The following is a 12,576-nucleotide window of genomic DNA, read 5'->3' on the forward strand; positions in this document are numbered from 1 at the left end:
CCGCCGGGCCGAGGACGGGCCGAGGACGGGAGGGGGACGGGCCGAGGACGGAAGGGGGCGGGCCGGTCTAGCGCCCCCGGGCGTCGTACTCGTCGCGGGCGGCCAGCACGGCCGGGACGCGTTCCTCGGTCCAGTGCGCCAGCTCGGCGACCAGCCGGGAGGCCTCCCGGCCGAGCGGGGTCAGGCTGTAGTCGACCCGGGGCGGGATGACCGGATGGGCCTTGCGCAGGACGAAGCCGTCGCGCTCCAGCGTCTGCAGCGTCTGGGCGAGCATCTTCTCGCTCACCCCGGTGATCCGGCGGCGCAGCTCGCTGAACCGGTAGCCGCGCTCGTGCAGCGCGCCGAGCACCAGCACGCCCCAGCGGCTGGTGACGTGTTCCAGAACGCCCCGGGACGGGCACATCCGGTCGAAGACGTCGGGCGGGGGCAGCGGGCCGGCCGGGGCGCCGGGGCCGCCGGCCGAGGGCACCTGGGTCGCGGTGTTCATTACCTGCATATCAGTACCCTACTTTGAAGTGCGTACTTACGAAAGGTTAGTGCCGTCCCTAAGGTGAGTTCCGAAGCCGAAAGTCCAATGGACAGCCACCTCAGGGAACAGGGAGCAGCACCATGTACGTCGTCACCGGAGCCACCGGACAGCTCGGCCGCCTCGTCGTCGAGGGGCTGCTGGCCAAGGTCCCCGCGAGTGAGGTGGCGGTGGTCGTCCGCTCCGCGGAGAAGGCCGCCGACCTCGCCGAGCGCGGCGTGACCGTGCGGGTGGCCGACTACGACCGCCCGGAGAGCCTGGCGGGTGCCTTCGCCGCCGGCGACCGGGTGCTGTTCGTCTCGGGCAGCGAGGTCGGCAACCGGATGCCGCAGCACACTGCCGTGGTCGAGGCGGCGCGCGCCGCCGGGGTCGCGCTGCTCGCCTACACGAGTGCGCCGGGTGTGGCCACCTTCAAGCTGGCCGACGAGCACAAGGCCACCGAGGCCCTCATCCGCGAGTCCGGGCTGCCCTTCGCCCTGCTGCGCAACGGCTGGTACACCGAGAACTACCTGGGCGACGCGGCCGGCACGGTCGAGCGCGGCGCGGTGGTCGGCAGCGCCGGCGAGGACGGCCGGATCGCCACCGCCCCGCGCCGGGACTACGCCGACGCGGCGGTGGCCGTGCTCACCGGCGAGGGCCACGAGGGCGCGGTGTACGAGCTGAGCGGCGACGCCGCCTGGAGCCTGCCGGAGCTGGCCGCCGAGCTGGCCCTCGCCTCGGGCAAGCCGGTCGTGTTCCACCCGGTGACGCCGGAGGAGCACCTGCGGATCCTGGTCGGCGCGGGCCTGCCGGAGGGCTTCGCGGGGATCCTGGTCGACGTCGACGCCGGCATCGCGCGCGGCGAGCTGGCCGGCACCCCGGGCGACCTGGCCCGGCTGATCGGCCGCCCGACCGTTCCGCTGGCGCAGAGCGTGCGGACCGCCCTGGGTGCCTGAGCCGCCCCGGTCGGGCACCCGGTCGTGACATCGCCCGCGGCACCCGCCGCGGGCGATGTCATGACCAAAAACCGAATACGGAGATGACAGGCCCGGCCGTGCCCGCTACCGTCGGCTCGACACTCGCGCGCGGAGGGCGGACGGGCCATGCCAGAGACAACCCAGCACGAGGCCGGACGCGGCCTCTGGTACGGCTTCGCGGCCTACGGCATATGGGGCCTGTTCCCGCTCTTCTGGCCGCTGCTGGAGCCCGGCGCCGCCGACGACATCCTGGCCAACCGGATGGTCTGGTCGCTGGTCGCGGTCGTCCTGCTGCTGGTCGTCCAGCGCCACTGGGGCTGGATCCGCCCGCTGCTGCGCCAGCCCCGCCGGCTCGCCATGCTGGGCGCCGCCGCCACCGTGATCTCGGTCAACTGGGGCGTCTACATCTGGGGCGTCAACGCCGGGCACGTGGTGGAGACCAGCCTCGGCTACTTCATCAACCCGCTGGTCACCATCGCCTTCGGCGTGCTGGTGCTCAAGGAGCGGCTGCGCACCGCCCAGTGGGCGGCGGTGGGCATCGGCGTCCTCGCGGTGGTGGTGCTGACCATCGGCTACGGGCGGCTGCCGTGGATCGCGCTGACCCTGGCGTTCTCCTTCGCCACCTACGGGCTGCTGAAGAAGACGGTCGGACTGAGCGGGCTGGAGAGCCTGGCCGCCGAGACCGCCTTCCTGTTCCCCTTCGCCCTCGGCTACCTGGTCTACCTGCAGGTCTCCGGTCGCGGCACCTTCGGGCACACCGTGCCCGGTGAGTACGGCTGGGGGCACACCGGGCTGCTGGTGCTCAGCGGCGTGATCACCGCCGTCCCGCTGCTCCTCTTCGGCGCCGCCGCCGTCCGGGTGCCGCTGAGCGTGATCGGCCTGCTGCAGTACCTGGCGCCGGTGTTCCAGTTCCTGATCGGCGTCGCGGTCTTCCACGAGTCGATGCCGCCCGCCCGCTGGGCCGGCTTCGCCCTGGTGTGGGTGGCGCTCGCGCTGCTCACCTGGGACGCGCTGCGGCGGGTCCGGGCCGACCGGGCGGCCGTCCGGGCCCGGACGGCCGCCGCTTCGAGCACCGCTCCCGCCGACGCGGTGCCGGTCAGGCGGTGATGTCCCGCGAGGTGAACCGGGACCACGCCGCCGAGCCGAACACCGCCACGTAGGCGGCCTGCAGCCCGAGGTTCTTCAGCACCCCGTCCCAGTACATCGGCTCCCGCAGCAGGTCGCCGAAGGTGAGCCAGTGGTGGGTGAAGAGGAACGGCTGGATGGCGTGCAGCTGCGGGAAGGCGTCCAGGATCTGCACCGTGACCACCAGACCGACGGTGGCCGCCATCGCCGCGATGCCGCTGCCGGTGAGCGTCGAGACGAACAGCCCGATCGCGACCAGCCCGGCCAGCGAGGCGGCCACCACGGCGGCCACCAGCACCGCCCGCAGCAGCGCCGGGCCCAGGCCGATGGTCTCGCCGGAGATCAGCGTGACGTCGCCGACCGGGAACAGCACCGTCCCGGCGATCACCGCGGAGAGCGCGACGGTCACCGTCGCCGCCAGGCAGAACGACAGCCCGGCGGTGAACTTGGCGGCCAGCAGCCTGGTCCGCCCGGCCGGCGCCACCAGCAGGTAGCGCAGGGTGCCGGTGGCCGCCTCGCCCGCCACCGAGTCCCCGGCGACCACGCCGACCGTCATCGGCAGGAAGACCGGCAGCGCCACCGCCAGCGCGGTGAACACCAGGAACAGGCCGTTCTGGGTGACCTGGGCGATGAACGCCGGGCCCTCGCCGCCGCGCGCCCCGTCCGTGTTGATCTTGACCACCACGCCGATCAGCACCGGCAGCACCGCCAGGATCCCGAGCAGCACGATCGTCCGCATCCGGCGGAAGGTCAGCAGCAGCTCGTTGCGGAACAGCGCCAGGAACCCGGCCGCCGTCTGCGGCCGCCGCCCGGGCGCCACGGCCGCGAGGGCCGGCACCGCCTCAGCCCGCGACATCGAAGCCCTCCCCGGTCAGCGCCACGAAGGCGTCCTCCAATGTGCCCCGCTCCACGCCGAAGCCGTGCACCCGGACGTCCGCCGCGACCAGCGCCGCGACCAGCCCGGGCAGCGCGTCCTCGGCGAGCGAGGTGATGTCGCCGTCCACCCGGCCCTCGCCGATCCGGACCTCGGTGACCTTGTGGGCGAGCAGCACCTCACCGGCCCGGTGGGTGTCCGGGGTCCGTACCACCAGCCGGCCGCGGACCCGGGCGGCCAGCTCGGCGACGGTGCCCTGCACCACCAGCCGGCCGCGCGACATCACCGCGGCGTGCGTGCAGACCTGCTCGATCTCGTCCAGCAGGTGCGAGGAGAGGAAGACCGTGGTGCCCTCGGCCGCGACCTCCCGGACCAGCGCCCGGATCTCCCGCATGCCCTGCGGGTCCAGGCCGTTGGTGGGCTCGTCCAGGACGAGCAGTTCGCGCGGCTGGAGCAGCGCCGAGGCCAGGCCCAGCCGCTGCTTCATGCCCAGCGAGTAGGCCCGGGCCTTCTTGCCGGCCGCGGCGGCCAGACCGACCCGGTCCAGCGCCTCGGCGACCCGGAGCTTGCGGGTGCGCGGATCGGACGTCGGGTCGGCGGCGTCGAACCGGGCCAGGTTGTCCCGGCCGGAGAGGAAGCCGTACAGCGCCGGCCCCTCGATCAGGGCGCCGACCCGGGGCAGCACCGAGGCCACCGACTGCGGCATCGGCTCGCCGAGCACCGTCGCCACCCCGGCGCTGGGGGCGATGAGGCCCATCAGCATCCGGATCGTGGTGGTCTTGCCGGAGCCGTTGGGGCCGAGGAAGCCGAAGACCGAACCCCGGGGGACGCTCAGGTCCAGCCCGTCCACGGCGAGCTGGCCGCCGCGGAACCGCTTGGTCAGACCCCTGGTGCTGATCACGTCGTCGGACGGGCGGGAGGGCGAAGCGGCACCGGGGGCCGGGCGCGACACCGCGCCCGGCCCCCCGGCCGGCTCCGTAACGTCCCCCGTTACGGGAGCCTGGGTCACTACTTCACCCCGGCCGCACTCTGCAGCACCGACGGGGTGACCGCGCCCGCGAAGACCCGTCCGTCGTCGGTGACCAGGACGTTGAGCACCTTGGTGCTGATCAGCGAGCCGCCGGCGACCGGCTTGCCCAGCGACTTGACCAGCGCCAGCGGGTTCTGGGTGGTGCCCGCGCCGGCACCCGGGCGTCCGCCCGGACCGTGCCCGCCCTTGCCGCGCGGACCCTTGCCCTCGGCCGGGACGAACACGTCGCCGCTCGGCAGCTTCGCGGACAGCACGGCCGTCCAGCCCTCACCGATCACGTTCAGGCCCTCGGTGGCGGCCTTGGCCTCCTCCGGGGCCGCCTCGGCGCGCGGCGCGTCGGACGCCTTCTGCTCCGTCACCTTGGCGCCCTTGGGCAGGGTGAACTCGAAGGTCTTCGCGTCCGGCCGGGCGAACGAGACCTGGGTGAAGTGCACGTCCAGCACCGTGCCGCCGTCCGTGCCCTTGACCACGACCGACAGCGGCACCCCGTTGTCGGCGGCCACCGCGATCCGCACCTCGCCGATCGTCGAGCCGGACCCGGTGGGCTTCACGCTCAGCCGGTAGGCCTTCTGCCCGGCCACGGTCGCGGTGCCGTCCACGGTGACGGCGGTGGTCTGCGCGCTCGCGGTCAGGAACTGCCGGGCCGCCTCCTGCGGGGTGGTCGGCACGCCGGTCAGCGGAGCCTTGCCCCGGTGGCCGTCCGCCGCGTCCCGCCCGGTCCCGGTCAGGTGCACGGCCTCGTTGGTGCTGCTGTCCCAGGCCCAGGCCTGGTCGCCGTTGCGGATCAGCTCGTAGCCGGAGAGCTGCTCCAGCAGGCCGATCCGCTGCCGGTCCGGCCCGTCCACCGCGACCCGCAGCGTGTGGTCACCGCCGAGCAGACCGGTGAGCTTCGCGGTGGGCGCGGCGCCCGACGGCTTGTCCCCGCCGCGCTCCCCGCCACCGGCCGCCGCGAGCCCGCCGCCCGCCGCGCCCAGCAGCTGGGTCGGCACACCGAGGTCGGTCGAGACCGACACCGTGCCGGAGAGCGTCTGCGCCTCCGAGCCGAGCACCTTCGCCACCACCTGCTCCGCCGTCAGCGCGGGCAGCTCCGGCGGCGAGGAGTCCGCCAGCGCCGGCACCAGTCCCACCCCGGCGGCGATCGTGGCCGTGATCGCCAGCGGCACGGCCACCCGCACCAGGGTGCGCCGGCGCGACCGGTAGGGAGCCGTGCCCTGCCATTCGTCCGCCGGGCCGCCGCCCGCGGTCGCCCTGTCGTCCGTCATCCGTCCAACCCCTCCGTCGGTCAACGACTTTCCCTGGATACCCATTAGACGGTCCCGGGGCGCTCGCGTCATCGCCCTGCAGGGTTGGTTCCGGGTCGGCCTCGCGGCGCACCCGACCCTGAGGGGGACTCAGGGTCGAGTCCTCCGAACGCACGAGGAACGTACGTGAACTGGCGTAGGGTCGCGGCATGGACGCAACCAACAGCCCGACCGCGAATGCGATGCGGCGCGCCCTGCGCCGGGCCCGGGACGGCGTCGCGCTGGACGCGACCGAGGCGGCGGTACTGCTCCGGGCCAGAGGCGATGACCTGCGCGACCTCTGTGCGAGCGCCGCCCGGGTCCGCGACGCCGGCCTAGACGCGGCCGGCCGGCCCGGCGTCATCACCTACTCCAAGAGCGTGTTCATCCCGCTCACCCGGCTCTGCCGGGACAAGTGCCACTACTGCACCTTCGTCACCGTCCCCGGCAAGCTGCGCCGGGAGGGACACGGAATGTTCATGTCTCCGGACGAGGTGCTGGAGGTCGCCCGCCGGGGCGCGGAGCTCGGCTGCAAGGAAGCGCTCATCACGCTCGGGGACAAGCCCGAGGACCGCTGGCCGGAGGCCCGCGAGTGGCTGGACGCGCACGGCTACGACGACACCATCGCGTACGTGCGCGCCATGTCGATCCGCATCCTGGAGGAGACCGGGCTGCTCCCGCACCTCAACCCCGGGGTGCTGAGCTGGACCGACTTCCAGCGGCTCAAGCCGGTCTCCGCCTCGATGGGCATGATGCTGGAGACCACCGCCACCCGGCTGTGGAGCGAGCCCGGCGGCCCGCACTTCGGCTCGCCCGACAAGGAGCCGGCCGTCCGGCTGCGGGTGCTGGAGGACGCCGGCCGCAGCTCGGTGCCGTTCACCAGCGGCCTGCTGATCGGCATCGGCGAGACCTACGAGGAGCGCGCCGAGTCGCTGTTCGCGCTGCGCCGGGTCGCGCGGGCCTACCACGGCGTGCAGGAGCTGATCCTGCAGAACTTCCGCGCCAAGCCGGACACCGCGATGCGCGGCATGCCGGACGCGGAGCTGGACGAGCTGGTCGCCACCGTCGCGGTGGCCCGGCACATCATGGGCCCGTCGGCCTGCCTGCAGGCGCCGCCGAACCTGGTGGACGGCGAGTACGAGCGGCTGATCGCGGCCGGCATCGACGACTGGGGCGGCGTCTCCCCGCTGACCCCCGACCACGTCAACCCCGAGCGCCCCTGGCCGCAGATCGACAAGCTGGCGGAGCGCTCGGCCGCGGCCGGCTTCGAGCTGCGCGAGCGGCTCGCCGTCTACCCCGAGTACGTCCTGCGCGGCGAGCCCTGGCTGGACCCGCGGGTGCTGCCGCACGTCCGGGCGCTGGCCGACCCGCGGACCGGCCTGGCCCGGCCCGACGCGGTGGTCACCGGGCACCCCTGGCAGGAGCCCGAGGACCTGCCGGACTCGTACGGGCGCACCGACCTGCACAGCACCATCGACACCGAGGGCCGGACCGGCGACCGGCGGGCCGACTTCGAGGACGTCTACGGCGACTGGGAGGTGCTGCGCGAGCAGGCGGCCGCCTCGGCCGCCTCCGCACCGGGCGCCTCCGGCGGTCCCGGCGGCTCGGCCGGGGCGCCGGAGCGGCTGGACGCCGAGGTCCGGGCCGCCCTCGCGGTGGCCGCCGACGACCCGGTCCGGCTGACCGACGAGCAGGCGCTGGCGCTGTTCCAGGCGGACGGCCCGGCGCTGGACGCGCTCTGCCGGATCGCCGACGCGGTGCGCCGCGACGCGGTCGGCGACGAGGTCACCTACTGCGTCACCCGCAACATCAACTTCACCAATGTCTGCTACACCGGCTGCCGGTTCTGCGCCTTCGCCCAGCGCCGCACCGACGCGGACGCCTACAGCCTCTCGCTGGAGCAGGTCGCCGACCGGGCCGCGCAGGCCTGGGAGGTCGGCGCCACCGAGGTCTGCATGCAGGGCGGCATCCACCCCGACCTGCCCGGCACCGCCTACTTCGACATCGCGCGCGCGGTGAAGGAGCGGGTGCCCGGCATCCATGTGCACGCCTTCTCGCCGATGGAGGTGGTCAACGGCGCCACCCGGACCGGGCTGTCGATCCGGGACTGGCTGCAGCGGGCCCAGGAGGCCGGGCTGGACACCATCCCGGGCACCGCCGCCGAGATCCTCGACGACGAGGTCCGCTGGGTGCTCACCAAGGGCAAGCTGCCGGCCGCGACCTGGGTGGAGGTCGTCACCACCGCGCACGAGCTGGGCATCCGCTCCTCGTCCACGATGATGTACGGCCATGTGGACACCCCGAAGCACTGGGTCGGCCACCTGCGGCTGCTGGCCGGGATCCAGCAGCGCACCGGCGGCTTCACGGAGTTCGTGACGCTGCCGTTCATCCACACCAACGCCCCGGTCTACCTGGCCGGGATCGCCCGGCCGGGCCCGACCGCGCGGGACAACCGGGCGGTGGTCGCGATGGCCCGGCTGCTGCTCCACCCGCACATCCGCAACATCCAGACCAGCTGGGTGAAGCTGGGTGCCGAGGGGGCCGCCGAGATGCTCCGCTCGGGCGCCAACGACCTGGGCGGCACGCTGATGGAGGAGACCATCTCGCGGATGGCCGGGTCGGCGTACGGGAGCTACAAGTCGGTCCGGGAGCTGCGGGCGATCGCCGAGGCGGCCGGGCGTCCGCACCGGCAGCGCACCACCACCTACGGCGAGGTGCCGGCCGAGCGGCTGGCCGCCGCGCTGGCCTCGGACGGGCACCTGCCGGAGCTGCTGCCGCTGGTGGACTGAGCCGTCACACCCGGAAGGGCGCGTTCCAACCCGGGGAGCCCGTCGGCCGGCCGAACATCCGGTGGCGATCCGGTGGAGCGGGAACCCTGCCGTCCCGTTCGGGCATTCGAATACAGTGCGAGGGCGCGCGACCGGCCGTGCGTCGCGCGACCCCGCCCGAACCCGGACGAAAGGCGCCCGTCGTGATGCCACTGTGGTCCCGCGCCCAGCAGCAGGACTTCCGCAGCCGGGTGCGGGGGTGCCTGCTGGGCGGGGCGGTCGGGGACGCCCTCGGCGCGGGCGTCGAGTTCGAGTCGCTGGAGAAGATCCGGGCCGCGCACGGGCCGCTCGGCGTCACGGGGTACGTCCCGGCGTACGGGCGGCTCGGCGCGGTCACCGACGACACCCAGATGGTGCTGTTCACCCTGGACGGGCTGATCCGCGCGCACATCCGCCGGGACACCGGCAGCTGGCACCCGCCCACCGACGTCCACCGCGCCTACCTGCGCTGGGCCGCCACCCAGCGGGACTGGGGCCCGGACGAGCGGCGCGCCGACCTCGGCTGGCTGGGCCGCGAGGAGTGGCTGTACGCGCAGCGCGCGCCGGGCCAGGCCTGCCTGTCCGGCCTCTCCGGTCCGGACGCCGAGCGGCTGGGCACCCTGGAGGTGCCGAAGAACCCGCACTCCAAGGGCTGCGGCACGGTGATGCGGGCGGCCCCGTTCGGGCTGCTGACCACCTGGGAGCCGAGCCTGGTGTTCCAGCTGGCGGTGGAGTGCTCGGTGCTGACCCACGGTCACCCCACCGGCTACCTCTCGGCCGGCGCGCTGGCGGTGATCGTCCAGACCGCGGCCCGCGGCGGCACCCTGGAGGAGGGGGTGCACCTGGCGCTCGCGCTGCTCTCCGAGCGGCCGGCGCACGAGGAGACCACGGCGGCGCTGCGGGCGGCGCTGGACGCGGTGCGGGCGGGGGAGCCGTCCGCCGAGCGGGTCGAGGCGCTGGGGGAGGGCTGGGTAGCCGAGGAGGCGCTGGCGATCGGGGTGTACTGCGCGCTGGTCGCGCACGACGTCCGGTCCGGGCTGCTGCTGGCGGTCAACCACTCCGGGGACAGCGACTCCACGGGGGCGATCTGCGGCAACCTGCTCGGGGTGCTGCACGGTGACACGGCGCTGCCGCCGGGCCTGGTGGCGGGGCTGGAGGGGCGCGGGGCGCTGCTGGAGCTGGCGGACGACTTCGTCCTGGAGCTGATGCACGGGCCCGAACTGCACAGCGCGGACACCCCGGAGGGCGCGGCCTGGGCGGCCCGCTACCCGGTGCTCGGCTGAGACCCGGCCGCCGGAGGAGGGGGCGGTCTTCTCCACCGGGAATTCTTTGACGAGGTCATGCCTGCCGGACGCGAAGATGCCCGTAGCGGTGTCCGCCGCCCGGGGAGGGCGGTGGACACCGCTACGGGCACCTGGCCGAGAAGCGGTACGGAGCGGATCAGAACCCGCCGAACACCCCGGCGCCCGCGTCGGCGGCGAACGCGTTCCAGGCTTCGGCGGAGAACCGCAGTTGAGGACCCTGTGGGTCCTTGGAGTCACGGACCGCCACCAGGTCGGTGGCCGGTACGCGGATCTCCACACAGGCGCCGTTGCCGCCGCTGTGACTGCTCTTGCGCCAGCTCGTGCCGTTCTCGAAGGTGGTGCTCATCGGTGGTATCCCTCTTCAATGTCGGCTATCAGTGTCCGGGTCTCGGCCACCCCGAGCGCGGCCGCCCGCAGGTGGTCGTAGAGACTGGTATAGCGGCGCACGTCGGCCTCCTTCTCCAGGTAGAGATCGCTCGTCACCCCTTCGAAGTAGACAACTGTGGAATCGGCTGACTCGGGGAACTCCAACAGGGAGAATGTCCCGGTCATACCGGGGTGGGCACCGTGCGAGAACGGGATGACCTGGATGGTGATGTTGGGGCGCTGACTCAGCTCCAGCATGTGCTTCAGCTGGTGGGCCATCACCTCCTTGCTGCCGACCTCCCGGCGCAGCACCGCCTCGTCTATCACGGTCCACAGGCTGCCCAGCTGGTTCTCGCCGTTGACCCGGTCCTGGCGCTTCATCCGGACCTGGACCCGGCGCTGCACGGCGAGCGCGTCGGTGTCCGGCTGGGTGCCCTCGACCACGGCCTGCGCGTACTGCTCGGTCTGCAGCAGGCCGGGCACGAAGGAGGACTCGTAGGCGCGGATCGAGGAGGCCTCGGCCTCCAGGCCGATGTACACGCTGTAGGGCGTGGGCATGTCGTTGAAGTCGTGCCACCAGCCGCGCTGCCGGGACTCCCGGGCCATCTCCATCAGGCTGGCCCGCATCGCGTCGTCGGTGACGTCGTAGACGTCGCAGAGGTCACGGACGTCCCGCTGGCTGATGCTGCGGCGGCCGTTCTCCAGGCGGCTGATCTTCGACTGGGAGACCATCAGCCGGCCGGCCACCTCCTCGGCGGTCATCCCGGCCTGGTCCCGGAGCTTGCGCAGTTCCGCGCCGAGGCGCCGGCGGCGCACCGTGGGATTGATGTTCGCGGACACGTCGGCCTCCGGTCGGACCTCTGGTGATCGTTGGAACGGAAGTCCTCGGAACACGGTGGAAATCTGGATCAACCCCCTGACGGTGAGCAGCATGTCACCCCGGATCAGTTCGGCGCCGGGAAATGACCGGAGCGCAGTAGAACAGATCATCGGAAAAGCGCTTCGGCGAGACAAGGGGGACCCCCGAGTGGTAGGGGCGCCGGGGTCCGGTCCGGTGGTGGTGCGACGGCGTGACGGGCGTGGTGCGGGTGCGGCCCCTGGGGCTGCGCAGGTGCTGGTGGCACGTGCGGGGGCGGTATGCGGCCGAAGGTCCGGGTGGGGTCCGGGTCGGGGCCGGACCGGCCGGGGGGATGCCGGAGGGGCGGTCGCCCGGCGACTTCCGGCGCGGGCGACCGCCCCTTCTCGGTACGGGTGCTGCTGGTTGCTCATCGCCGCCGTAGGGCGTGAGCGGTGCGGTGTGCGCTGCTCCGTGCGCCGGTCGATGGCCGGCGCGCCAGGTGGTGCGGCGGGGCGCGTCCGGCTCCGGGCACGGCCCCGGGGGTCCGGCGGCCGGACCCGGTGCCGCGGGGCACCGTCGCACCGCGTGGTCCCGTGGGGCCGTGCGATCCGGTCGGTTCCGCGGCCGCGGAGGCGCCGCAGAGGCACCGCGGAGGCGTCAGCGGACTCCGACGCGGGACGCCGCGACCCGTCCGCCGCCGCTGCCGCGCCCGGCCGCCGGGCGCTGGCCGGCCCGGCCGCCCGAGCCCGCCGCGGCCGGCCCGGCCTGGGCGGAACGGTTCTGCTGGCCCGGCAGGCCGTTCTGCACGTCCATCACGGCGTGCGCGACCATCCCGCCCAGCGGGTCGTAGCGGATCAGATCGCGCAGCCGGGAGCGCGAGGAACGGCCCTCGTTGCCCGGGTAGAGGTGCTTGCCCAGCCCGACCGAGTGCGCCAGCGCGGCGAGCGCCGCCGTCCGTGGGTCCGGCGGCACGCCGGTGCGGATCGCGGTGTCCAGCCGTTGCTTGATCGCGGCGTTGGTGCAGTCGTCCGACGCCTGGTAGCGGGTCGTCGGCAGCACCCCGCACACCTGACCGGGCACGGCGGTGACCATGCCGCACCGCTCCAGGTGCGCCAGATAGGTCTGCCGCAGCCCCAGCCGTGGCCCGCCGATCCAGTGCGCCGCGCGGACCGGACTGCCGCGTCGGCGCAGCAGTTCCAGCGCGTGGTCGAGTGTCGGGTCGCCGGTAGGCCGTGGCAGCACCACGGCGATCCGGTCGCCCTCCGGAATGATCCGTCCGGCCAGGGACAGCTCGACGAGCTGGGCCCCGGCGAGTCCGAGGTCGAGGGTCTGCGGCTGCGCAGTGGTACCCGTGGCCGGGTCCAAAGCGAGCAGCAAGAGCTCCTCGGGAACAGTTCTGCGGCTCTTGCCCATCCAAGCCTCCCCGCGTGGATGGGAAACAGCGTGACGCCTCTCACACGGGCTTGTCGA

The 12,576-nt window shown here is 73.7% G+C and carries 11 protein-coding genes; 4 read left to right on the plus strand and 7 right to left on the minus strand.

The window, feature by feature from the left end; genetic code table 11:
• Nucleotides 1-67: 67 nt before the first annotated feature.
• A complete protein-coding gene (locus ACFU9E_RS01575; protein ID WP_380690230.1) occupies nt 68-487 on the minus strand; it encodes a winged helix-turn-helix transcriptional regulator in 420 nt (139 codons plus the stop codon).
• 122 nt (nt 488-609) lie between these two features.
• Between ACFU9E_RS01575 and ACFU9E_RS01580 the strand changes: the two genes are divergently transcribed.
• Both ACFU9E_RS01580 and rarD read left to right on the plus strand, forming a co-directional pair.
• Complete coding sequence (locus tag ACFU9E_RS01580; protein WP_380690228.1) at nt 610-1,461, plus strand: SDR family oxidoreductase; 852 nt, start codon at nt 610-612, stop codon at nt 1,459-1,461.
• Between the two features lie 147 nt (nt 1,462-1,608).
• Complete coding sequence (gene rarD, locus ACFU9E_RS01585; RefSeq protein ID WP_380714698.1) at nt 1,609-2,589, plus strand: EamA family transporter RarD; 981 nt, start codon at nt 1,609-1,611, stop codon at nt 2,587-2,589.
• Here the strand turns inward: rarD and ACFU9E_RS01590 are convergent.
• From ACFU9E_RS01590 to ACFU9E_RS01600, 3 genes are read right to left on the minus strand one after another with little or no spacing between them, the layout of a single operon-like run.
• Nucleotides 2,579-3,463 carry an ABC transporter permease gene (locus ACFU9E_RS01590; RefSeq protein WP_380690198.1) on the minus strand — a complete coding sequence of 295 codons (885 nt, stop codon included), beginning with the start codon at nt 3,461-3,463 and terminating at the stop codon, nt 2,579-2,581. The genes rarD and ACFU9E_RS01590 overlap by 11 nt on opposite strands.
• A complete protein-coding gene (locus tag ACFU9E_RS01595; protein WP_380714699.1) occupies nt 3,450-4,433 on the minus strand; it encodes an ABC transporter ATP-binding protein in 984 nt (327 codons plus the stop codon). The genes ACFU9E_RS01590 and ACFU9E_RS01595 overlap by 14 nt, the downstream gene beginning before the upstream one ends.
• A 56-nt stretch (nt 4,434-4,489) precedes the next feature.
• Nucleotides 4,490-5,773, minus strand: coding sequence for an outer membrane lipoprotein carrier protein LolA (locus ACFU9E_RS01600; RefSeq protein WP_380687324.1), 1,284 nt, complete (start codon nt 5,771-5,773; stop codon nt 4,490-4,492).
• Between the two features lie 188 nt (nt 5,774-5,961).
• On the opposite strand from ACFU9E_RS01600, the gene ACFU9E_RS01605 reads away from it, so the two are divergent.
• Both ACFU9E_RS01605 and ACFU9E_RS01610 read left to right on the plus strand, forming a co-directional pair.
• A complete protein-coding gene (locus tag ACFU9E_RS01605; protein ID WP_380687322.1) occupies nt 5,962-8,580 on the plus strand; it encodes a bifunctional FO biosynthesis protein CofGH in 2,619 nt (872 codons plus the stop codon).
• Between the two features lie 185 nt (nt 8,581-8,765).
• Nucleotides 8,766-9,881: an ADP-ribosylglycohydrolase family protein gene (locus tag ACFU9E_RS01610; RefSeq protein ID WP_380687320.1), complete on the plus strand. Its 1,116-nt coding sequence runs from the start codon at nt 8,766-8,768 to the stop codon at nt 9,879-9,881.
• 157 nt (nt 9,882-10,038) lie between these two features.
• On the opposite strand, the gene ACFU9E_RS01615 is transcribed toward ACFU9E_RS01610, so the two are convergent.
• The 3 genes from ACFU9E_RS01615 to ACFU9E_RS01625 form a co-directional block, all read right to left on the minus strand.
• On the minus strand, nt 10,039-10,248 hold the full coding sequence (locus ACFU9E_RS01615) for a DUF397 domain-containing protein (protein ID WP_380687318.1): 210 nt from the start codon (nt 10,246-10,248) through the stop codon (nt 10,039-10,041).
• Nucleotides 10,245-11,108 carry a helix-turn-helix domain-containing protein gene (locus ACFU9E_RS01620; RefSeq protein ID WP_380687316.1) on the minus strand — a complete coding sequence of 288 codons (864 nt, stop codon included), beginning with the start codon at nt 11,106-11,108 and terminating at the stop codon, nt 10,245-10,247. Before ACFU9E_RS01620 ends, ACFU9E_RS01615 begins: the two co-directional genes overlap by 4 nt.
• A 655-nt stretch (nt 11,109-11,763) precedes the next feature.
• Complete coding sequence (locus ACFU9E_RS01625; protein WP_380689382.1) at nt 11,764-12,519, minus strand: GPP34 family phosphoprotein; 756 nt, start codon at nt 12,517-12,519, stop codon at nt 11,764-11,766.
• Between the last annotated feature and the right edge of the window lie 57 nt (nt 12,520-12,576).

This window comes from Kitasatospora sp. NPDC057595 (genome assembly GCF_042800875.1).
Lineage (GTDB): Bacteria > Actinomycetota > Actinomycetes > Streptomycetales > Streptomycetaceae > Kitasatospora.